Raw genomic sequence first — 23,068 nt, 5'->3', positions numbered from 1 at the left:
TTATCGGCCGTTTTTGTCAGGACTGGAGGACAAAAAGAGCTTAACTGGTGCGAAGTCCGTCAATAAACCCGAGGATTCGTGCGCCCAGTTCGGCGGCCAACGGCAACTGCGGGTCTTTGTAAGAGGCCAACTGCCGTTTTACATCGCTGGGCACGATGCGCATCACGTGGTTCATGCCTTCAATCAACGCCAGTTCAGCGTCCGGTTTGGCCGCCTTGAGCAGCCTGGCGTCGCCGACACCCACTTGAATGTCGTTGCTGCCCTGAATGATCAACGCCGGCATTTTGAGTTTGGCGAAAGCCGCCGCCGGGTCCTGGCGGAACAGCGAAATCAGATACGGCTGGACGCTCGGGCGGAAAATCACCTGCAGTTGCGGCGGCACGTTGTCGTCGGTCTGGCCGGCCTTGAGGCTGTCGAGCAATTCATTGGCGCGCAGCATCAACGGTGGCGGCAGGCGATTGCTCAGTTGCTGGCGCAATACCTGGTCAATCGGGCGAGCGCTGCCGGACATGGAAATTACCGCTGCCGCATCAACGCTCGGCGCGGCGAGGGTGGCGATCAACGCACCTTCGCTGTGCCCCAGCAGGATCAACTGGCCGAATCGAGGATCGGCTTTAAGTTTCTGGCCCCACGCTTGCGCGTCGGACACATAGCCTTCCACCGACAGATTACGCTCGTCCGGGGCAGCGGCCAGGCTCGCTGCCACGCCGCGCTTGTCGTAACGCACGCTGGCAATGTTGTGCTTGGCAAGCACCCAGGCCAGGCGTTTGAGGCTGTCGTTGCGCCCACCGTCGGGATTATTGCCGTCGCGATCCGTCGGGCCGGAGCCGGAAATAATCAGGACGACGGGCACGGGCGTGTCGGATTTGGGCAGCAGCAGCGAGCCGAAAAGCTCGCCGTGGCCGGTGTCGAGAGTGATCGGGCGTTGCAGGACAGTGGCCTGGGCAAAGCCGGTAAACAAGGTAAGACTCAAGGCTAGAACTCGCAGCATCATCACGCCATCATTCACGAAGATGCCGGTTGGACTCGCGGGCACCCATAAGGTTCGAGGATGAACTACTTGGGTAGCCTGCGTATACTGGCGCGCATTACGTATTCAGGTTCATTTCACGGAGCGTCCTGCATGTCCGGCAATACCTACGGCAAGCTGTTCACTGTCACCACCGCTGGCGAAAGCCATGGTCCGGCGTTGGTCGCCATTGTCGACGGCTGCCCGCCGGGTCTGGAAATTTCCCTCGAGGATTTGCAGCGCGACCTCGATCGCCGCAAGCCCGGCACCAGCCGCCACACCACCCAGCGCCAGGAAGCCGACGAAGTCGAAATCCTCTCCGGCGTGTTCGAGGGTCGCACCACCGGGTGCGCCATTGGCCTGTTGATCCGTAACACCGACCAGAAGTCCAAGGACTACTCGGCGATCAAGGACCTGTTCCGCCCGGCTCACGCTGATTACACCTACCACCACAAATACGGCGAGCGCGATTACCGCGGTGGCGGTCGCAGTTCGGCGCGGGAAACCGCCATGCGTGTTGCGGCCGGCGCGATTGCCAAGAAGTACCTGGCCACCCAGGGCATTGTCATTCGTGGCTACATGAGCCAGCTCGGCCCGATTGAAATCCCGTTCAAGACCTGGGATTGCGTGGAAGAGAACGCGTTCTTCAGCCCCGATCCGGACAAGGTCCCGGAGCTCGAGGCGTACATGGACCAGTTGCGCCGGGATCAGGATTCGGTCGGTGCGAAGATCACCGTGGTTGCTGAAGGCGTCATGCCGGGTCTTGGCGAGCCGATCTTCGACCGTCTCGACGCCGAGCTAGCCCATGCGCTGATGAGCATCAACGCCGTCAAAGGCGTGGAAATCGGCGCCGGTTTCGCCAGCGTCGCTCAACGCGGCACCGAACACCGCGATGAGATGACCCCGCAAGGTTTCCTCAGCAACAACGCGGGCGGCATTCTGGGCGGCATCTCGTCCGGTCAGCCAATCATTGCGCACCTGGCGCTCAAACCTACATCCAGTATCACCACGCCGGGCCGTTCGATCGACGTGCATGGCAATCCGGTTGACGTCATCACCAAGGGCCGCCACGACCCGTGTGTCGGCATCCGCGCCACGCCAATCGCCGAAGCGATGATGGCCATCGTGCTGATGGATCACCTGCTGCGTCATCGTGGGCAGAATGCCGATGTGCGCGTGAGCACGCCGGTGCTGGGTCAGCTTTAATGGCTGACCTCTTGGTCGCTGCGGTCTGACGACCGTGGCGACGCTCCCGTACTGGCGGCTCTCCAGTTTCTATCTGTTCTATTTCGCCTTGCTCGGTTCGACGGCGCCGTTTCTGGCGCTGTACTTCGATCACCTGGGTTTTTCCAGCGCGCGCATCGGTGAACTGGTCGCGATACCAATGCTGATGCGCTGCGTGGCGCCGAATATCTGGGGCTGGCTCGGTGATTACACCGGCCGCCGGCTGGCCATCGTGCGTTTCGGCGCGGTCTGCACGCTGCTGACCTTTTCGCTGATTTTCGTCAGCAAGACCTACGCCTGGCTGGCGATGGTCATGGCCTTGCATGCGTTCTTCTGGCACGCCGTGTTGCCGCAGTTCGAAGTCATTACCCTGGCGCATTTGAAAGGGCAGACGTCGCGCTACAGTCAGATCCGCTTGTGGGGCTCCATCGGTTTCATCATTACAGTCGTCGCGCTGGGCCGGCTGTTTGAATGGCTGAGCCTGGACATCTACCCGGCGGCGCTGGTTCTGATCATGGCCGGCATCGTCGTCAGCAGCCTGTGGGTGCCAAACGCCCAGCCGGTGCAGACTGAGCGGATCGCCGGAGACGGCTTTCTGAGGCAACTTCGCAGTCCAGGCGTGCTGGCTTTCTACGGTTGCGTGGCGCTGATGCAGATGAGCCACGGCCCGTATTACACCTTTCTGACACTGCACCTGGAACGCCTCGGCTACACCCGTGGCCTGATCGGTATGCTCTGGGCCGTGGGCGTCGTCGCCGAAGTTTTGATGTTCCTGGCCATGAGCAGGATTCTTGCGCGGTTCTCGGTGCGCCGGGTACTGATGGCGAGTTTCCTCCTGGCCGCGCTGCGCTGGTTGTTGCTCGGCACCTTTGCCGAATACCTCTGGGTGCTGCTGTTTGCCCAGGTACTGCACGCGGCCACTTTCGGCAGCTTTCACGCGGCGGCCATCCAGTTCGTACAACGTAGCTTCGGTGCACGCCAGCAAGGGCAGGGCCAGGCGTTGTACGCCGCGCTGGCCGGCACGGGTGGCGCATTGGGCGCCCTGTATTCTGGCTACAGCTGGAACGCCCTTGGATCACAGTTGACCTTTAGTATTGCAAGCATCGCGGCCCTCGCGGCTGCCGTTATCATTGCCGTTCGCATGCAAGAGGACCGGCCATGAGCGCAGTCCGACGCCGCTGAATTTTTGTTCGAATGCGAGATGACGCCGCGCTCGCGCTCGAACCTGTAAAGAATGAACCGTTAAGGAGTTGCCTGATGAGCAGCCTGTCCGTCTACCACGTCTCAAGCCCTGACATTCCCAACAAGGTGCTGACCCATTTAGAAGACATTGCCTCGACCCTGGCCGAACAGGGCGTGCGATTTGACCGCTGGCACGCAGCGGCAACAATCCAGCCCGGTGCCAGTCAGGAAGATCTGATCGGCGCCTACCAGGAACAGATCGACCAGTTAATGACCGAACGCGGGTACGTCACCGTCGATGTCATCAGCTTGAACAGCGACCACCCGCAAAAAGCCGAGCTGCGCGCAGAACTGCTCGACGAGCGCTGTAACGGCGAGGAGCAAGTCCGGTTATTCGTGGCGGGACGCGGCTTGTTCAACCTGCATATCGACGATTACGTCTATGCAGTGCTCTGCGAAAAGAACGATCTGATCACAGTGCCCGCCGGCACCCGGCACTGGTTCGACATGGGCGAGCATCCGCATTTCATAACGATCCGAATGATCAGTCGTTCTGACGGCTCGCCCGCGAAGTTTACTGGCGAAGACATCGCCAGCCGATTCCCGGGTCTTGATGACTGAGCCGATGCGGCCTGGCAGACAAATCAGTATTGACTGACAGACCGCTATCGCGAGCAAGCTAGGCCCCACACAAGATAGGCAGGGGATCGGGCGATCGAGGACCCACCCCAGAAACAATTCAGGCCGTGAAGCGATAGCTCTCACGGCCTGTTTGTTTGTAGCCCTGCAGCGATTTACGCCGAGTGATAAGTCGGCAGAGCGAACCGTTGTTGGCTTTGCAGCATGGAAATCTGTGGCAGCTCGCTGGCTTGTTCAGCCAGGTCGCGGCGAATGGCACTGATTACCCACGACAACTGATCGCCAGCGTGCAACTGCTGGTACGAAATCGAACGCTTGAAGACTTTGCCTTCCTGACTGCGCAGCGTCAGCAGGATGCCACCGTCAGGACGAGGCTGGGTGTTGACTTCGAAGTTGGAGAACAGGGAGGTAAATTTTTCTTGGATCAGGCTCATGTCTATCAGCTCCGTTAGCACTTGGTTGGCAAGCATGGAGAGGTAGTTGCAGCCTTTGTGCCAGCATTTGAAAAATAAAAAACACATATAAATCAATAGCTTGCATTTTTAAGCGTTTTTTGCTTTCGTGCAATGTGCATGAATGGCCATCGTGCATCCTGCATTTTGCGTGGTTGGGGAGGTTTCTACGGAACCATTCGCTAAACCCGTGCTCTCGTTTCCACCCCTGGTTTTCGCGGATACAAAACATTTCAAAAACCGCGTGTACAGCTCAGGAACGGCTGACGTACTTTCGGCCTCAGACATCGCCACCCGACAATAAAAAGATCGAACGGGAGCAACTATGAGCCGCACGCAGAACGACACGATTACCTGGAGCATGATGCTCCGCAAGCTGCCCTCCATCGCCAGAGCCATTCCTCGCGTGGTCAAGGGCATGAAAGCTGCCAACGTCACGGACCCGACCCAATCGTGCGGTCTGGGCTGGAGTTTTGAACAGGCAACCCTGCGTAACCCCGACGGCCCGGCATTGCTGCAGGACGATGTGGTGTTGAGCTACGCGCAGGTCAACCAGTGGGCCAATCGAATCGCCCATCACCTGACGGCACAAGGCATCCGCAAGGGCGACGTGGTGGCGGTGTTCATCGAGAACCGCCCGGAACTGCTGGTCACCATCCTGGCGGTGGCCAAGACCGGTGCCATCAGTGCATTGCTCAACACCTCGCAAACCCGCGACACCCTGGCCCACAGCCTGAACCTGGTTTCGCCGGCGGCAATCATTGTCGGTCAAGAGTTGGTGCCGGCGTTCTCCGCTGTTCGCGAGCGTGTGGCGATAGAGGCGAGCCGCACCTGGTTCGTTGCCGAACGAGCCGCCATCGGCCATCCCGGCGATGCCCCCGAGGGTTTCATCAACTTGATGACCGCCACAGCCGACAGCCCGGATGGCAATCCCGCCAGCAGTCAGCAGATATTTTTCGACGACCCTTGTTTCTACATCTACACCTCAGGCACCACGGGATTGCCCAAGGCCGGGGTGTTCAAGCACGGGCGCTGGATGCGCAGTTCGGCCAGCTTCGGCATGATCGCCCTGAACATGGGGCCGGAGGATGTCGTCTATTGCACCCTGCCGCTGTATCACGCCACGGGGCTGTGCGTGTGCTGGGGCTCGGCCATCAGCGGCGCCTCGGGGTTCGCCATCCGCCGCAAGTTCAGCGCCAGTCAGTTCTGGAACGATGTGCGCAAGTACCGCGCAACCACGCTCGGATATGTCGGCGAGCTGTGCCGCTACCTTGTGGACCAGCCACCGAGTGCCGAGGACAACCAGCACCGGGTCACGAAAATGATCGGCAACGGCCTGCGACCTGGCGCGTGGGCCGCCTTCAAAACCCGCTTTGCGGTGGATCACATCTGCGAGCTGTATGCCGCCAGCGACGGCAACATCGGCTTCACCAATATTCTCAACTTCGACAACACCGTCGGTTTTTCCCTGATGTCGTGGGAGTTGGCGGCGTACGACCATGACAGCGGACAACCGATTCGCGAGGCCAAGGGGTTCATGCGTAAAGTTGGCAAAGGTGAGCAGGGGTTGCTGTTGGCGAAGATTGATGAAAAAGCGCCACTGGACGGCTACACCGATCCGCAGAAAACCGAGAAGGTCGTGTTGCACGACGTGTTCGAGAAGGGTGACCGTTACTTCAATACCGGTGACCTGCTGCGCAACATCGGCTTCGGCCACGCGCAGTTTGTCGATCGGTTGGGCGACACGTACCGCTGGAAGGGCGAAAACGTCTCGACCACTGAAGTCGAAAACATCCTGCTGCAGCACCCGAATATTTCTGAGGCCGTGGCCTACGGAGTGGAAGTGCGCAACACCAACGGTCGCGCCGGTATGGCGGCGATTACCCCGGCCGAGTCGTTGGCCACCCTGGATTTCAGCGAACTGCTGACCTTTGCCCGCGAGCAAATGCCGGCTTACGCGGTGCCGTTGTTTCTGCGAGTGAAAGTGAAGATGGAGACCACCGGCACCTTCAAGTACCAGAAGACGCGACTCAAGGACGAAGGATTTGATCCTGGAAAAACCGGCGACGATCCCATTTATGCCTGGTTGCCGGGAACTCACACCTACGTGCAAGTGACTGAAGAGGTGCTGGCCGAGATTCATGACGGTAAATACCGTTATTGAATGTGGCTATGACCCTTGATGAGAAAAAAGAAGTGACAGTTTTCAGGTTGCTCCGGAAACTGTCGCCCTTTTGCGATGACACAGAAGTGGAGTTTCCCATGACAGACCAAAGCCGTCAGATGACCCCGGAAGAAGCCGCTGAATTTGCCGAACAGGTATTCAACAAGGCACGTGAGGGTGATGCGGCCATGATGGCTGCGCTGCTGTCCAAAGGCCTGCCACCGAACCTGCGCAATCACAAGGGCGATACCTTGCTGATGCTGGCGGCGTACCACGGTCATCTGGAGACGGTAAAAGTGTTGCTCGAGCACAAGGCTGACCCGGAAATCCGCAACGACAACGGCCAGAGCCCGATCGCCGGTGCTGCGTTCAAGGGCGACCTGCCGGTGGTCAAGGCGTTGGTCGAAAGCGGTGCACAGGTCGAAGGGTCGTCCTTCGACGGTCGTACGGCACTGATGATGGCTGCGATGTTCAACCGAGTGGAAATCGTCGACTACCTGATCAGCAAAGGTGCCGATCCGAAAGCCAAGGATGCCAATGGCGTTTGCGCGCTGGACGCTGCCAGGACCATGGGCGCAGTCGACACCATTGCACAGCTTGAGAAGTTGTTGGGCTGACCCGCAGGCCTGTAGCAGCTGCATATGCCCCGCTGTATGTAGCAGCTGCCGAGCCTGCGAGGCTGCGTTCGGCGGTGAAGCCGTCGCGATATCTGTGATTGCCCAGCAGTAGCAGTTGCCAAGCACGTTCGGCAGCGGCTATTGGTGGTTAATACACCCAGACCTCAACCCGCCGATTTTTGATCCGTCCCTCATCCGCGCTGTTCGCCGCCACCGGCATTTCGGCGCCAAAACCGCGAATCTCGCGAAACACCACGCCACGCTTCACCAACTCCCGCCGTACCGCCATGGCCCGCAGTTTCGACAACAGATCGGCACGTGCCGGATCAGTCTTGGCATCGCCAAACCCCACCAGCGTGACCTGCCGATTGGTTTTGTCCCGTTGCTTTATATAGTCGAGCACCCGTGACAGGTCCTGCCGAGCCTTGTTGTCCAGCGTTGCGCTGCCTTCTTCAAAACGAAAATTCACCGTCAGGCGCTGGGCATGCCGGCTCAGCGCCTGGTAACCCTCGGGCATCAGCGCGTTGGGCGTGACGGCCATCGCCTGGACGGTCTGGGCGATAAAACCGTTGGCAGCGACAATAGCCTGACCCTGGCTGCTTTGGGTGTAGGCCACCAGTGCATCGGCCCAGGGATTTTTACCGTTGGGTGGCAGGTAAAAGAACAATCGACGAGACAGCGGATAGTCTTCGGTGGCGACCAGGCTGTTGAGCGGCAACATGGCCTGGGAGGGGCCGTCGGCAATGGCCACGGCTTTCGCTTCTCGGACATAGGGCAGGCCGATGAAACCGATGGCTTGCGGGTCCTGACTGACGGCGTCGGACAACTGTTCGCTGGATTCGAAGCGTTTCGCGGTGGCGCTCAGGGCTTTCCCACGGCCACTGAGGACCAGCTCCTTGAACGTGTCGTAAGTGCCCGACTGATCATCCCGCGCATAAAGATGAATGGTACCGCCGACACCGCCGACGTCTTCCCAGCTTTTCGCTTCACCGCTGAAGATCCGCGCCAGTTGATCGGTATTGAGTTGGGTCAGGGGGTTGTGCGGATGAAGGATGATCGCCAGGCCGTCGATGGCAATGACCTGCTCGGCGACGGGGCTTTTCAAATCGCCCAGGGAGCGGAGGTTGGACACCTCGCCGTCCTTGATCGGACGGGAGGACGCGGCGAGGTCGGCAGTCCCGGCTTGCAAGGCGGTGAAGCCGGTGCTGGAACCGTGGGCGGCGATGTCCACCACGACCCGGCGTCCCTGGGCCGTCTCGCCCGCGATGCGCAGTTCATTGGTGGTGCCAGGTATTTCGCGATGAACCTTGATCAGGCCCTGTTCGCGCATGAGCCCTTCGACCAGCGCCGGGCCCAGCGCTGCGCCAATGGTGTTGGAACCCTGAATGCGCAAAGCCGGGCCGTGTTCAGGTGTCGGCAACGCTGCGGCGAACACCGACGCAGGCGCCAGGGCGCCCAGTATCCACAGGTACAAAACGCGCAGCATCATGCCGGCACCCTAATAAGCCAAAGGAGGTGCCGGGAGATTAAGTCAGTAGGGTTTCACAAAGATGACAACAACCCCTTGAGGGAGCGACCCTTTGTGGCGAGGGGATTTATCCCCGTTGGGCTGCGCAGCAGACCTGTCTTTTCTGAATCAAAAGAGGGTCCGCTTCGCGCCCCAACGGGGATAAATCCCCTCGCCACAGAATCCCCCAACACAGACTGCCGCACTTGATTTCTTTCGTCGACTTCAAACAGCAATCAGCTCAATTCAAGCCAGATCGGCGCATGGTCCGAAGGTTTCTCCATCCCGCGCAGTTCGTAATCCACGCCCGCATCCTTGACCCGTGGCAGCAAACCATGGGACGCCATGATCAAGTCGATACGCAGCCCGCGCTTGGGCTCGTCTTCAAACCCGCGACTGCGGTAGTCGAACCAGCTGAAACGGTCAGCCACGTCCGGGTTCAGGTGCCGGAAGCTGTCCACCAGACCCCAGTTCTTCAAGCGCGCCATCCACTCGCGCTCTTCGGGCAGGAAGCTGCATTTGCCGGTTTTCAGCCAGCGCTTCATGTTGTCCGGGCCGATGCCGATGTCGCAATCTTCCGGAGAAATATTGACGTCGCCCATCACCACGACTGGCTGGTCGTTGCTGAACTGGCTTTCCAGCAATTGCTGCAAGTCGTTGTAGAAGCGTTCCTTGGCCGGGAATTTGGTCGGGTGATCGCGGCTTTCGCCCTGTGGGAAGTAACCGTTCATGATGGTCACCGGTACGCCATTTTCGTCGGCGAACTTGCCCCAGATGAAGCGACGCTGTGCGTCTTCGTCATCGGTCGTGAAACCTTTGTGCAGTTCCAGGGGTTCCTTGCGCGAGAGCAGGGCGACGCCGTAATGACCTTTTTGACCGTGGAAATACACGTGGTAGCCCAGCGCTTGAACCTCGGCCAGCGGGAACTGGTCGTCGTGCACCTTGGTTTCCTGCAGTCCGATCACATCGGGCTGATGCTTTTCTATCAGCGCCGCCAGCTGATGCGGGCGAGCACGCAGCCCGTTGATGTTGAAGGAGACGATCTTCATGGTCGGCAGTCCTGGCAAAAAGGGCGATGCTAGCCGACTTCCGCCCGTAGGAGCAAAGCTTGTTCCGGGCAGCGTTCCGACGATCGCGGTGTGTCAGATCCCGTTGATGCCGCTGACCCAGCGCTATCGTCGGAACGCTGACCGAAACAAGCTTTGCTCCTACAGAGGTCTACAGGTTCTGAGTACCGCGCCAGAACCTGGACTATAACTACTAGCGATGTCAGCCCCGTGTCGACACTGATTTCAGTCAGCAAGGAACTGTGCCAACCCATGTAGGCTCGTAATAACAAGAGCGCCACCATTTTGAGCGGCGCCCTGGGGAGATTGACCGTTATGCCCGAAACCTCGACCGCCATTGCCGATATCCACATGCTCGACAGTGGCTATTCCCGTGAAGCCCGTTCGTTGCTGTACCAGGCCTATCGACATGAGCCAACGTTCAGCTATCTGTTCGAAGCGGAACGTCCCGGCTATGAGCAGCGCGTGCGCGCCACGGTGCGTGAGCTGGTCAAGCAGCATTTCCTTCAGGACCTGCCGGCCATCGGCCTGTTGGTCAATGACCGGTTGATCGGCATTGCCCTGATCGCGCCGCCGCAACGTCGGCTGGGCATCACGGAGAGCTGGGCCTGGCGTCTGCGCATGGTGCTCAGCACCGGTTTCCGCTGCACCCGTCGTTATCTGGAATACCACGATGCGGTCATGGCCTGCGTGCCGTCCGACTCGGTTCACTTGCTGCCGTTGCTGGGGATTCATCCGCAGTTTCAAGGCAAGCACTTCGGCGAACAGCTGTTGCAAGCGGTGCACAACTGGTGCGCGGTCGATGAGCATTCCCAGGGTGTGGTCCTCGACACCGGCAATCCTCGTTACCTTGAGTTCTACAAGCGCCAGGGTTATGAAGAAATCGGCGAAGTGGCCGTAGGGCCGGTACGCGAACACGTGTTTTTTCACGCCAATCCGCAGGTGCTGCAAACCGCCACCGCATAAAGGTCGAACTTTCCGCGCACCCAAGGCTCTATCACGCTCCCAAGCTCGTGATAGCATCCGCGCCTATGAAGTTTCCAGGAAGAATTACCAGTGGCGTGCTGATGCTGTTATCCAGCTGCGCGGCGCTGGCGCAAAGTGAATTGGATGTGCGGATCAAACCGTCCAACGATGAACTGAAGGCCAATATAGAGGGCTATATCGGCAGCCTCGGCGATCGCGACGAGGAAGCCTTGCTGCGCTTCAGTCGCGGTGCCGAGGAACAGGCGCGCAAGGCTGCCCAGGCCTTGGGTTATTACCAGCCCCAGATCGAATCGGACGTGCAGGGCGGCAAGTCGCCGCGCCTGATTCTCACGATCGACCCCGGCGAGCCGATCCATCTGCGCAACGTCACGGTGCGTGTCGAGGGGCCTGCCGCTTCGCTCAAATCCTTTCGGGTGCCCAAGAGTGCTGCGCTGAAAACCGGCGCAGTGCTCAATCATGGGCACTACGAAGACGCCAAACGGCTGATTCAGAACCAGGCTTCGCGCTACGGTTTTTTCAGTGGTCACTTCTCGCACCAGACGTTATCGGTCGACCCGCGAGCCGGGGTGGCAGACATCGATCTGGTCTACGAAAGCGGCCCGCGTTATTCGCTGGGCAAGGTCAGTTTCGAGGGCGACACGCCGTTCGATGAAGACTTGCTCAAGCGCATGGTGCCGTTCAAGGAAGGCGCGCCTTACGACTCCGAACTGATCGCTGAACTCAACCAGGCCATGCAGTCGAGCGGCTATTTCGAAAGCGTCCGGGTCGATGCGGCACCCACCGCATCCAAGAACAATGTGATCCCGGTGGACGTCAAACTCGACACTCGCAAGCCGCGGACCATGGGCCTGGGCCTCGGCTACTCCACTGACGTCGGTCCACGGGTCAAGGCCAACTGGACCCGTCACTGGGTCAATCCCCAAGGGCATAGCTATGGCTGGGAGACCGAAATCTCGGCGCCCCGGCAGAACGTCGGGATCTTCTACGACATTCCCCTGGACCCTCCGCTCACCGACAAACTGCGCTTCGCCGGTGGCTACCAGAGCGAAGAAATTGCCGACAAGGACTCCCTGAGCAAACTCCTGACAATTGGTCCTGAGTGGCACAGCAAGTTGCCCAGCGGTTGGCAGCGGGTGGTGTCGCTCAAGTGGCAACGAGAGGAATACCGTCTGGGCGATGACTCGGGACTCAGCACCTTGCTCATGCCCGGCATCAGTTACTCGTACCTGAAAAGCGACAACCGCATCGATCCGCACAATGGTTATCGCCTGCAGTTCGAGAGCAAAGTGGCCAAGGAAGGCTTGGGGTCCGACAACAACCTGCTGTATGGCACCGCGCTGGTCAAAGGCCTGACCACCGTATTCGACAAACACCGGTTCCTCGGCCGGGTGCAAGTCGGCGGCAGCGCCACCAATGGCTATAAATCGATTCCGCCGTCACTGCGCTTTTTCGCCGGTGGCGATCAGAGCGTGCGCGGTTACGACTATCAGAGTCTGTCCCCGGAAAACTCCGAAGGCGATCGCATCGGTGGCCGTTACATGGTCAGTGCCAGCGCCGAATACCAATATTCCGTCGCCGAAAAATGGCGGGTCGCAACCTTCGTCGACCAGGGCAATTCCTTCAATAACCTTGAACTGCCGAGCCTCAAGACCGGCGTCGGTATTGGCGTGCGCTGGGTCTCGCCGGTAGGGCCGATCCGTCTCGACCTGGCCCACGCGCTGGACGACCCCGGCGGCATCCGACTGCACTTTTCCATGGGGCCTGAGCTTTGAATCGTGGTTTGAAAATAACGCTGCTCGCCATTCTGACCCTGCTGATGCTGGTCGTTCTGGCGCTGGCCACGGTGCTCGGTACGGCGGCGGGCAGTCGTTGGGCGCTGGGTTTCGTACCGGGCCTGACCGTGGACAATTTCCAGGGTCGCCTGGGCGGGCAGTGGAGCGCCGACCATCTCGTTTGGCAGCAGGACACCAGCCGGGTCGAGTTGAGCAAAGCGATTTTCGCCTGGTCGCCCTCATGCCTGTTGCGCCGAACCTTGTGCATTGACCAGTTGCAAGCCGATCAGGTCAGCCTGCAATTTCCACCCGGCACCGATGAAGCCAGCAACGGGCCGATCAGTCTTCCGGATTTGAGCCTGCCGTTGGCCATCGAACTGGGTGACGTAAAGGTCGGCAGCCTGCTGTTCAATGGCAGCGAAGAGCTCAAGGGCTTGCAACTGGCGGCGCACTGGACCGCGCAAGGGCTGCAGATCGATTCGGTGAAGTTGCAGCGCGACGAGCTCAGCCTGAACCTGTCCGGCCTGCTGCAACCGACGGGCAACTGGCCGCTCAAGGCCGAAGGCACGCTGACACTGCCGGCACCCGGCACCGGGCCTTGGGCGCTGGCCCTGAACGTCGACGGCGATTTGCTGAAGACCCTGAACCTCAAGGCCGACAGCAGCGGTTACCTCAACGGGCAGTTGACCGGCGAGTTGCAGCCGTTGGTGGAAAACCTGCCCGCGAAGGTTCGGATCACCGCGGACGGCTTCAAACCCAGTGCCGATCTGCCGGATACCCTGCAACTCAATCAATTGGAGCTCACGGGCACCGGCGACTTGAAAAACGGTTACCAGTTGCTCGGTAAAGCCAGCCTGCCGGCCGAGAAAGGCCCGGTCGCGTTGTTGCTCCAGGGCAAGGTCGACGCGAATGGCGCGCAGATCGCTGGCCTGGATCTGACCGCCAATGACAAGCAAAGCCTCAAGCTCACCGGCAACCTCGACTGGAGCAAAGGCCTGAGCGCCGAAGCGACCGTCGACTGGGTGGATTTCCCCTGGCATCGTCTCTATCCGCTGATCGATGAGCCGGAAGTCGCATTGCGCAGCTTCACTGGCGAAGTGTCCTATACCGACGGTAAATACCTGGGCCACTTCAAGGCCGCACTGGATGGTCCGGCAGGCGCATTCAGCCTGAGCAGTCCGTTCGCAGGCGACCTGACGAAAATCTACCTGCAGCAGATTCAACTCGAAGCCGGGCAGGGCAAGGCCGAAGGTCACCTGAACCTGCAATTCGCCGATGGCATCGCCTGGGACACGGCGCTGGACCTGTCGGCGATCAACCCGGCGTATTGGGTCGCGGAGTTGCCAGGCACCCTGGCCGGCCCGTTGCGCAGCACCGGTGAAATGAAAAATGAAAAGCTCAGCCTGAACGCGGATCTCGACCTCAAGGGCAAACTGCGTGGGCAACCGGCGGTGATCCAGGCCAAGGCCGATGGCGGCGGTGAGCAATGGAACCTCAACGCGCTGCAAGTGCGCCTGGGTGACAACAGCATCAACGGCAAGGGCAGCCTGCATCAGAAACTCGCCGGCCAGATCGATATCAAGATGCCGCGTCTTGCCCAGCTGTGGCCGCAACTGCGTGGCCAGCTCAATGGCCGGGTCGACGTTGCCGGCACGCTCAAGGCGCCTCAGGGCAAGCTCGGATTGCAAGGCACCCAACTGGCATTCCAGGACAATCGCCTGCAAAGCCTCAATCTGGACGCAACGCTGGACAGCGCACAGCGGGCAAAAATCGACCTGAAGGGCAGTGGCATACAAGCCGGCGATACCTCGTTGGGCACGTTGACTGCCAGCGGCCAGGGCGATATCAAAAACCAGAAGCTCAGCCTCGATTTGCAAGGGCCGCAGCTCAAACTCGCGCTCGGCCTCGACGGGGCACTGGACAAAGGCAATTGGCGTGGGCGCCTGGCCAGAGGGGACATTCAGGCCGGCGGACAGGACTGGAAGCTGCAAGGTCCGGCAAAGCTTGAGCGATTGGCCGATGGCAAAATCAATTTCGGCGCCCATTGCTGGATGTCAGGCCAAGCCAGCTTGTGCGGTGAAGACCAGCGCTTGATGCCGGAACCGAAGCTGCGATACCACCTCAAGCAATTCCCGATCGACAGCCTGGCTCAATGGTTGCCGAAAGATTTTGCGTGGAAAGGCCGGCTCAACGCCGACCTGCAACTGGACCTGCCTGCCAGCGGCCCGAACGGTCAGATCACCCTTGATGCCAGCGGCGGCACGCTGCGTGTGCGCGAGAAGGACCAGTGGCTGGACTTCCCGTACCAGACCTTGCTGCTCACCAGCAAACTCACGCCAAAACGCATCGACACCGACCTCAACTTCGTCGGTCAGAAGCTGGGTGAATTGCGGGTACAGGCGCAGATCAATCCAATTCCGGCGAACAAACCGCTCAGTGGCAACTTCCGCCTGAATGGTCTGGATTTGTCCGTGGCTCGACCGTTTTTGCCCATGGTCGAGAAACTCACGGGGCGTCTGAATGGTAGCGGGACCATCGCAGGCACGCTGATGGCGCCACTGGTCAACGGCAATCTGCTGCTGAGCAATGGCGAAGTGTCCGGGCCGGAACTGCCGATGGAGATTCAGGCGTTGCAGCTGCAAGCCGTCATTGCTGGCGAAAACGTGCAGGTGAACGGTGGCTGGAAAAGCGGCAAGGCCGGGCAGGGCAGCCTGAACGGCAACATAGCGTGGGGCCAGGCGCTGGTGGTCGACCTGGCACTCAAAGGCTCTCAACTGCCGGTGACCGTCGAACCCTACGCCAAGCTGGAAGTGGCGCCGGACCTGAAGATCTCGATGAAGGACGATGAACTGGCGATTGCCGGCAAGGTACTGGTGCCCAAAGGCGACATCACCGTGCGCGAACTGCCGCCATCGACGGTCAAGGTCTCCAGCGACACGGTCATCGTCGGGCAGCAAACCGAAGAAGGGAAACCGCCGATTGCCATGAAAATGGACATCGACGTGGTCGTGGGTGAAGACAAACTGAGTTTTGCCGGATTTGGACTGACCGCCAACCTGCAAGGCCATGTGCACATCGGCGACAACATGGACACCCGTGGCGAACTCTGGCTCAACGACGGCCGTTACCGTGCCTACGGTCAGCGTTTGACGGTGCGCCGGGCGCGCTTGCTGTTTGCCGGTCCTATCGATCAACCGTACCTGGACATCGAAGCGATTCGCCAGACCGATGACATCATCGCCGGGATTCGCCTGAGCGGCAGCGCCGAGCAGCCGACCACGCAAATCTTCTCCGAACCGGCCATGAGCCAGGAACAGGCGTTGTCCTATCTGGTGCTGGGCCGTCCGTTGAGCACCAACGGCGAAGACAACAACATGCTCGCCCAGGCCGCCCTCGGTTTGGGGTTGATGGGTAGTTCGGGTGTGACCAGCGGGTTGGCGAAGAATCTGGGCATCCAGGATTTCCAGCTCGACACCGAGGGCAGCGGCAATGACACCTCCGTGGTGGCCAGCGGCAACATCTCGGAAAAACTCAGCTTGCGTTATGGGGTGGGGGTGTTCGAGCCGGCCAACACCATTGCGCTGCGCTACAAGCTGAGCAAGAAGGTCTACCTGGAAGCCGCGGGCGGCGTCGCCAGTTCGCTGGATATCTTCTATAAGCGGGATTTTTAAGCGCTAAAGATCAAAAGATCGCAGGCTTCGCCAGCTCCTACAGGTGCACGCAAAACACCGTAGGAGCTGCCGCAGGCTGCGATCTTTTTGCTTTTACGGGCACGCCACTCATCCAGCCAATACCAAGCATCCTAACTATTACGTTGACATTCGCTGCCTAGGCAGTAACATCTCGACATACATTCTCTGCCTAGGCAGCTAATTGGTGGACAGATGAAACATTTCACCCCGGACGACTTCAAGAATTGCCACCTCGGGCTCCTGCTCGGGCGCGCCGCGCTGCTCAAGGACCGGATTATCGACACCCACATGGAACCTCACGGCATCACTGCCGCGCAGTTCAAGGTGCTGATCATCATGGCCCAGTTCGGCGTCGATACCCCGGCCGAGCTGTGCCGCCACCTGTCCCTGGACAGCGGTTCGATGACGCGCATGCTCGATCGTCTGGAACAGAAAGGTTTCCTCGCTCGCCAACGTTCAGAAGCGGATCGCCGCCAGGTGCAATTGGTGTTGACCGAAGAAGGTCAGCACCTTGCCGACCGCCTGCCACATATCGGCGCTGAAGCCATGAACGAGCTGGCCGGCGCTATTACGCCGGACGAGCTGGCCACCCTGGAGCAGATCCTGAAGAAAATCCTGGTGGCAGCCGGTGACTCGATCACCTTGCTGCGGGTTGGTGACAAATGAGCAGCAAAACCTTGCGTACCGGTCTGGGCCTGCATCTGAGTTTAGTGTTCGCCGCCATGACTCTGGCCGGTTGCGCCAACTACAGCGGCCTGACCACCGAGGGCAAAAGCCTCGATGCGAAAACCCTCAAGGCTGGCCAATCCCTGAGTGGCGTTACCCTGACACCGGCGGCCTGGCCGAAAAGCGACTGGTGGAAAAGCCTGGGTGATCCGCAGCTGGACGGCCTGATCCGTGAAGCGCTGCAAGACAGCCCTGACATGCAGATCGCCGACGCCCGCGCCCACCAGGCCAGCGCCGCCGCTTATGCTGCCGATGCCGAGCGCATGCCGACCCTGGATGCCAGTGCCGGCGTCAGCCGTTCACGTCTGGCCCGGGATCAGGACCCGAGCGGGCAGGGCGGCACGTACTCGACCCTGCGCAATCTCGGCGCCACCTTCAATTACAACTTCGACCTCTGGGGCGGTCAGCGTGACGCCTGGGAAGCCGCGCTTGGCGAAGCCCGCGCCGCCGAGGTCGATCAACAAGCCGCGCAGTTGACCTTGTCCGCCGACATCGCCCGCGCCTACAGCGACCTGGGTCAGGCGCACATCGTTTATGACCTGGCCAGCGAAGACCTCAAACGCACCCGGCAAATGCTCGACCTGAGTCAGCGGCGTCTGAGCTCGGGCATCGACAGCCAATACCAGTTCCAGCAAACCGAAAGCCTGGAAGCCAGTTCTCAGGCCAGCCTGATCGACGCCGAGAAACGCCTGAAAAGCGCCAAAATCGCCTTGGCGGTCTTGCTCGGCAAAGGGCCGGATCGCGGCAATGAAATCGCCCGACCGAAAATCCTCCAGGCCAGCGCCGTGGCCTTGCCGTCCGTTCTGCCCGCTGAATTGCTCGGCCGCCGTCCGGACCTGGTCGCGGCGCGCTGGCGCGTCGAAGCGGCAAGCAAGAACATCGACGCCGGCAAGACCCGGTTCTACCCCAACCTCAACCTGAGTGCTGCGGCGGGTGTCGAGTCGTTGCTGGGCGATGCGATGTTCGGTTCGGCCAGTCGTTTCTTCAATGTCGGGCCAACGATTTCGGTGCCGATTTTCGACGGCGGGCGCCTGCGTGCCGACCTCGATTCACGCGATGCCGACTACGACCTCGCCGTGGCGCAGTACAACAAAAGCCTGGTGAAAGCACTCGGTGATGTCAGCGACACCATCAACCAGCTGCACGACATCGGGCGGCAGATCGGGGCGCAGCAACACGCCACCGACATTGCCCAGGATTCTTACAACACCGTGGTCCAGCGGTACGGTTCCGGCATCGGCAACTACCTGGACGTGCTCAGCATCGAGCAGCAACTGCTCCAGGCCCAGCGTCAGCTGGCCAACCTGAATGCCGAGCAAATCGACCTGTCGATCCAACTGATGCAGGCGCTGGGCGGCGGCTTCCAGGGTGAAACCCTGACCGCAGCCAATCCGGCCCCCGCCACGCAGAATAACTAATTCAAGGTATTTGTCATGGCCACTGCCGAAAACACCGCGACTCCCACTGATAAAGCACCCGACAACGCTCAGGACACCAGTAATCCACGCAAACGCAAAATCATGCTGGTGGTGCTGGCGATTGTGGTCATCCTCGTCGGACTCGGCGTGTGGGGCTATCACGAATTCTACGGACGCTGGAACGAAAGCACCGACGATGCCTATGTGAACGGCAACGTGGTGGAAATCACCCCACTGGTCACAGGCACCGTGGTCAGCATCGGCGCGGACGATGGTGACCTGGTGCATGAAGGCCAGGTGCTCATCAACTTCGACCCGAACGACGCCGAAGTCGGCCTGCAAAGCGCCCAGGCCAATCTGGCGCGTACCGTGCGCCAGGTGCGCGGTCTGTACAGCAACGTCGACGGCATGAAAGCCCAGGTCAATGCACAACAGGCCGAAGTGCAAAAAGCGCAGGACAATTTCAATCGCCGGAAGAATCTGGCGGCTGGCGGGGCGATTTCCCAAGAGGAACTGTCCCATGCTCGCGACGACCTGACCTCGGCGCAAAACGCCTTGGCCAACGCCCGGCAACAACTCAAGACCACCAGCGCGCTGGTGGATGACACCGTGGTGTCGTCGCACCCGGACGTGATGTCCGCCGCCGCCCAACTGCGTCAGGCCTACCTGACCAATGCACGCAGCACCTTGATCGCGCCGGTCACCGGGTACGTGGCCAAACGCACCGTGCAGTTGGGTCAACGGGTGCAGCCGGGCACAGCGCTGATGGCGGTCATTCCACTGGACCAACTGTGGATCGACGCCAACTTCAAGGAGACCCAGTTGCGTGACATGCGCATCGGCCAGCCGGTGGACATCGAAGCCGACCTGTACGGCAGCGACGTGAAATACAGCGGCACCATCGACAGCCTCGGCGCCGGTACCGGCAGCGCGTTTGCCCTGTTGCCGGCACAGAACGCCACCGGTAACTGGATCAAGATTGTCCAGCGCGTGCCGGTGCGTATTCACATCAATGCCGAAGAACTGGCCAAGCATCCGTTGCGTGTCGGTCTGTCGACCCAGGTCGATGTGAACCTGCGTGACCAGAGCGGTCCGGTGCTGGCGCAACAGCCGCCGCAGAAGGCCTCGTTCAGCACCAATGTCTACGACCGTCAATTGGCCGAAGCCGACGCGATGATCGCTCAACTGATCCACGACAACAGCGCTGCGGTCAGCAAAACCGCGCAGCGCTGATACCGACGTGCGGGAACGAGCTTTTGTGGCGAGGGAGCTTGCTCCCGCTCGGCTGCGAAGCAGTCGTAAAGCTTTTGGGGCCGCTTCGCGACCCAGCGGGACGGCGCGACGATTCGACAAGCTCCCTCGCCACAAAAGCTCGCTCCGACAAGGGCGCAGCGCCCGCCATGTTTCAAAGGATCTGCGATGAGCAATAAAGCGTCTTTCACGCCACCCAGCCTGCTGCTCAGCACCATCGGCCTGTCGCTGGCGACCTTCATGCAGGTGCTCGATACGACCATCGCCAACGTGGCGTTGCCGACGATTTCCGGCAACCTGGGCGTGAGTTCGGAGCAGGGCACCTGGGTTATCACCTCCTTCGCGGTGAGCAACGCCATCGCGCTGCCGTTGACCGGCTGGCTCAGTCGGCGTTTCGGCGAAGTGAAGCTGTTTCTCTGGGCGACCATTCTCTTCGTCATCGCCTCGTTCCTGTGCGGCATCTCCACCTCGATGCCGGAACTGATTCTGTTCCGGGTCGTTCAGGGCCTGGTCGCCGGACCGCTGTATCCCATGACGCAGACGCTATTGATTGCGGTCTATCCCCCCGCGAGGCGAGGCATGGCCCTGGCGTTGCTGGCGATGGTCACGGTAGTGGCGCCGATTGCCGGCCCGATCCTCGGCGGCTGGATTACCGACAGCTATAGCTGGCCGTGGATCTTCTTTATCAACGTGCCGATCGGGATCTTTGCGGTGATGGTCGTGCGCCAGCAACTCAAGGCGCGCCCGGTGGAAACCAGTCGCCAACCGATGGACTACGTCGGTCTGATCACGCTGATCATTGGCGTGGGCGCGTTGCAGGTGATCCTCGACAAGGGCAATGACCTGGATTGGTTCGAATCGAACTTCATCATCATCGGCGCCGCGATCTCGGTGATTGCGCTGGCGGTGTTCATCATCTGGGAAATGACTGACCAGCACCCGGTGGTCAACCTGCGGCTGTTCGCCCATCGCAATTTCCGTATCGGCACCATTGTGCTGGTGCTGGGGTACGCCGGGTTCTTCGGGATCAACCTGATCCTGCCGCAATGGTTGCAGACCCAGATGGGCTACACCGCCACCTGGGCCGGTCTGGCGGTAGCGCCAATCGGCATTCTGCCGGTGCTGATGTCGCCGTTTGTCGGCAAATATGCGCACAAATTCGACCTGCGGCTGTTGGCGGGACTGGCCTTCCTGGCGATTGGCCTGAGTTGCTTCATGCGTGCCGGATTCACCAACGAAGTGGACTTCCAGCACATCGCGCTGGTGCAATTGTTCATGGGGATCGGGGTGGCGCTGTTCTTCATGCCGACCTTGAGCATTCTGATGTCGGACCTGCCACCGAGCCAAATCGCCGATGGCGCCGGTCTGGCGACATTCCTGCGGACCCTGGGCGGTAGTTTTGCGGCGTCGCTGACCACCTGGATCTGGATTCGCCGGGCGGACCAGCATCATGCATACCTGAGCGAAAGCATTTCCACCTATGAGCCGGCGACCCGGGATGCGTTGAACTCACTGGGCGGAGCGGGTAATCCAGCGTATGCGCAGCTCGATCATGTGCTGACCAGCCAGGCGTACATGCTCTCGACCGTGGATTACTTCACGCTTTTAGGATGGGGTTTCATGGGGCTGATCCTGCTCGTGTGGCTGGCAAAACCACCGTTCGCGGCGAAGGCCGGGCCTGCAGCCTCCGGCCACTGATTTAGCGGCGCCTGTTTAAAAGATCGCAGCCTTCGGCAGCTCCTACAGAGAATCACCGTACTTCCTGTAGGAGCTGCCAAAGGCTGCGATTTTTGGATCGTTCCCACGCTCTGCGTGGGAATGCCTCAACGGACGCTCCGCGTTCGGCTTTGAAAGGGACGCGAAGCGCCCCGGGCTGCATTCCCACGCAGAGCGTGGGAACGATCAGGCAACGATCAGGCAGAAGGCGCTGCCAACTGCGGTGGAGGGGCGAAGTCGAACGGCGCCAGCGCCATTCCGTTCTCATCCACCTGCAACGCCCAGCCCTGACGGTCCCAATCTCCCAGCACAATGCGCCTGGCCGCCTGCTCGCCAATCTGCAACTTGTGAAGGGCGGGGCGATGGGTATGCCCGTGAATCAAGGTCTTCACTCCAAACGCCTGCATCACCCGCGGTACTTCTTCAGGCGTGACATCAACGATGTCATTGGCCTTCATCCGCACCTGGGCCGTGCTTTCACTGCGCAGCTTGCGCGCGAGCTTATGGCGGGTGCTCAGGGGCAAGTGCCGCAGGATAAACAGGGTGATGGGGTTGCGCAGGTAACGACGCAGCTTCATATAGCCGACGTCGCGGGTGCAGAGGCTGTCGCCGTGCATCAACAGCACCGGCTCGCCGTAAAACTGCACGACGCTCGGGTCTTTCAACAACGTGCAGCCGGCCTGTTTGCAAAAAGCCTGGCCCAGCATGAAGTCGCGATTACCGTGCATCAGAAAAATGGCCGTGCCGCTGTCGCTGAGATCGCGCAGGGCCTGGCAGATGGAGCGCTGGAACGGGGTCATGGCATCGTCGCCAATCCACGCTTCGAAAAAGTCGCCCAGAATGTACAACGCACTCGCCGAGCGGGCGCGTCCGGCGAGCAAATCCAGAAACGCCCGGGTGATGTCCGGGCGCTCCTCTTCCAGATGTAAGTCTGAAATCAGCAGTATCACTCAATGATCTCGGCTTTCTCGATGATCACGTCGTCTGCCGGTACATCCTGGTGGCCGGATTTCATGGTGGTGGACACACCTTTGATCTTGTCGACCACTTCTTCGCCGGCAACCACTTTGGCGAATACGGCGTAGCCCCAGCCCTGAGTGGTCTTGGCGCTGTGGTTCAGGAAGCTGTTGTCAGCCACGTTGATGAAGAACTGGGCGGAAGCCGAATGCGGCTCCATGGTGCGGGCCATGGCAACGCTGTACTTCACGTTTGGCAGACCGTTGTCGGCTTCGTTCTGGATGCTTGGGCGCTTGTCTTTCTTTTCTTTCATGCCTGGCTCGAAACCGCCGCCCTGGATCATGAAGTTACCGATGACGCGGTGGAACACGGTGTTCTCGTAGTGGCCGGCCTTGACGTATTCGATGAAGTTGGCAACGGTCAGCGGTGCCTTTTCAGCGTTCAGTTCCAGGACGATGTCGCCATGGTTGGTGGTCAGTTTGACTTGGGTCATGATCGGAGACTCTTTTTGAGAATGCGTTTTCTGGGAATTCGTGGTTTTTGGGGCTTTGAAGCCCCCAACCGGTTTGGCCAGCAATGGCCAAGTAGCGCAGTTTAGCGCGACAGGCGTGAATTTCGAGGCTGTTTTTCATTTGCATCCGATTAAATGCAGCCGTTTTCGGGCCTGCTCTGTCAGCCACTTGACAGC

Annotated in this window: 18 protein-coding genes; 12 read left to right on the top strand and 6 right to left on the bottom strand. The window is 60.2% G+C overall.

All coding sequences use genetic code 11. The features are described 5' to 3' along the window. Window positions 1-40 precede the first annotated feature (40 nt). Entirely contained in the window at window positions 41-994 is a 954-nt protein-coding gene (locus tag AC3ZVB_RS18385; RefSeq protein WP_490147351.1) for an alpha/beta hydrolase, read from the bottom strand. Between the two features lie 129 nt (window positions 995-1,123). Between AC3ZVB_RS18385 and aroC the strand changes: the two genes are divergently transcribed. The 3 genes from aroC (at window position 1,124) to AC3ZVB_RS18370 (ending at window position 4,036) form a co-directional block, all read left to right on the top strand. Beyond that, window positions 1,124-2,215: a chorismate synthase gene (gene aroC, locus AC3ZVB_RS18380; protein ID WP_162437476.1), complete on the top strand. Its 1,092-nt coding sequence runs from the start codon at window positions 1,124-1,126 to the stop codon at window positions 2,213-2,215. 34 nt (window positions 2,216-2,249) lie between these two features. Continuing rightward, window positions 2,250-3,395: an MFS transporter gene (locus AC3ZVB_RS18375; protein WP_490147350.1), complete on the top strand. Its 1,146-nt coding sequence runs from the start codon at window positions 2,250-2,252 to the stop codon at window positions 3,393-3,395. Between the two features lie 95 nt (window positions 3,396-3,490). After that, on the top strand, window positions 3,491-4,036 hold the full coding sequence (locus tag AC3ZVB_RS18370) for a 1,2-dihydroxy-3-keto-5-methylthiopentene dioxygenase (protein ID WP_490147349.1): 546 nt from the start codon (window positions 3,491-3,493) through the stop codon (window positions 4,034-4,036). 173 nt (window positions 4,037-4,209) lie between these two features. On the opposite strand, the gene AC3ZVB_RS18365 is transcribed toward AC3ZVB_RS18370, so the two are convergent. After that, a complete protein-coding gene (locus tag AC3ZVB_RS18365) occupies window positions 4,210-4,488 on the bottom strand; it encodes a DUF3509 domain-containing protein (protein ID WP_045059161.1) in 279 nt (92 codons plus the stop codon). 343 nt (window positions 4,489-4,831) lie between these two features. On the opposite strand from AC3ZVB_RS18365, the gene AC3ZVB_RS18360 reads away from it, so the two are divergent. Next, window positions 4,832-6,670 (top strand): long-chain-acyl-CoA synthetase, encoded by a 1,839-nt coding sequence (locus AC3ZVB_RS18360; RefSeq protein WP_490147348.1) that lies wholly within the window; start codon window positions 4,832-4,834, stop codon window positions 6,668-6,670. A 98-nt stretch (window positions 6,671-6,768) separates the two neighbouring features. Continuing rightward, window positions 6,769-7,287, top strand: coding sequence for an ankyrin repeat domain-containing protein (locus AC3ZVB_RS18355; protein WP_490147347.1), 519 nt, complete (start codon window positions 6,769-6,771; stop codon window positions 7,285-7,287). 148 nt (window positions 7,288-7,435) lie between these two features. On the opposite strand, the gene AC3ZVB_RS18350 is transcribed toward AC3ZVB_RS18355, so the two are convergent. Continuing rightward, entirely contained in the window at window positions 7,436-8,776 is a 1,341-nt protein-coding gene (locus AC3ZVB_RS18350; protein WP_490147346.1) for a substrate-binding domain-containing protein, read from the bottom strand. A 254-nt stretch (window positions 8,777-9,030) separates the two neighbouring features. Beyond that, window positions 9,031-9,843, bottom strand: coding sequence for an exodeoxyribonuclease III (xthA, locus tag AC3ZVB_RS18345; RefSeq protein WP_162437470.1), 813 nt, complete (start codon window positions 9,841-9,843; stop codon window positions 9,031-9,033). 333 nt (window positions 9,844-10,176) lie between these two features. On the opposite strand from xthA, the gene AC3ZVB_RS18340 reads away from it, so the two are divergent. From AC3ZVB_RS18340 to AC3ZVB_RS18310, 7 genes are all read left to right on the top strand, one after another. Continuing rightward, window positions 10,177-10,827: a GNAT family N-acetyltransferase gene (locus AC3ZVB_RS18340; RefSeq protein WP_162437469.1), complete on the top strand. Its 651-nt coding sequence runs from the start codon at window positions 10,177-10,179 to the stop codon at window positions 10,825-10,827. A gap of 65 nt (window positions 10,828-10,892) precedes the next feature. After that, complete coding sequence (locus tag AC3ZVB_RS18335; protein WP_490147345.1) at window positions 10,893-12,620, top strand: autotransporter assembly complex protein TamA; 1,728 nt, start codon at window positions 10,893-10,895, stop codon at window positions 12,618-12,620. Continuing rightward, complete coding sequence (locus AC3ZVB_RS18330) at window positions 12,617-16,291, top strand: translocation/assembly module TamB domain-containing protein (protein ID WP_490147344.1); 3,675 nt, start codon at window positions 12,617-12,619, stop codon at window positions 16,289-16,291. Before AC3ZVB_RS18335 ends, AC3ZVB_RS18330 begins: the two co-directional genes overlap by 4 nt. A 213-nt stretch (window positions 16,292-16,504) precedes the next feature. Then, window positions 16,505-16,978, top strand: coding sequence for a MarR family winged helix-turn-helix transcriptional regulator (locus tag AC3ZVB_RS18325; protein ID WP_162437466.1), 474 nt, complete (start codon window positions 16,505-16,507; stop codon window positions 16,976-16,978). Continuing rightward, complete coding sequence (locus AC3ZVB_RS18320; RefSeq protein ID WP_490147343.1) at window positions 16,975-18,456, top strand: efflux transporter outer membrane subunit; 1,482 nt, start codon at window positions 16,975-16,977, stop codon at window positions 18,454-18,456. Before AC3ZVB_RS18325 ends, AC3ZVB_RS18320 begins: the two co-directional genes overlap by 4 nt. A gap of 15 nt (window positions 18,457-18,471) precedes the next feature. Then, a complete protein-coding gene (locus AC3ZVB_RS18315; RefSeq protein ID WP_162440766.1) occupies window positions 18,472-19,689 on the top strand; it encodes an HlyD/EmrA/EmrK family protein in 1,218 nt (405 codons plus the stop codon). Between the two features lie 186 nt (window positions 19,690-19,875). Then, complete coding sequence (locus AC3ZVB_RS18310; RefSeq protein WP_490147342.1) at window positions 19,876-21,405, top strand: DHA2 family efflux MFS transporter permease subunit; 1,530 nt, start codon at window positions 19,876-19,878, stop codon at window positions 21,403-21,405. A gap of 215 nt (window positions 21,406-21,620) precedes the next feature. Here the strand turns inward: AC3ZVB_RS18310 and lpxH are convergent, their stop codons facing one another. Together lpxH and AC3ZVB_RS18300 are read right to left on the bottom strand one after the other, a co-directional pair. After that, window positions 21,621-22,373 carry a UDP-2,3-diacylglucosamine diphosphatase gene (gene lpxH, locus AC3ZVB_RS18305; protein ID WP_490147341.1) on the bottom strand — a complete coding sequence of 251 codons (753 nt, stop codon included), beginning with the start codon at window positions 22,371-22,373 and terminating at the stop codon, window positions 21,621-21,623. Further along, entirely contained in the window at window positions 22,370-22,873 is a 504-nt protein-coding gene (locus tag AC3ZVB_RS18300) for a peptidylprolyl isomerase (protein WP_162440763.1), read from the bottom strand. The genes lpxH and AC3ZVB_RS18300 overlap by 4 nt, the downstream gene beginning before the upstream one ends. Window positions 22,874-23,068 lie beyond the last annotated feature (195 nt).

Source organism: Pseudomonas sp. MDV22-iso1, from assembly GCF_058145095.1.
The sequence above is the reverse complement of the archived record's forward strand: the minus strand, read 5'-3'. Positions and strand labels throughout refer to the sequence as shown.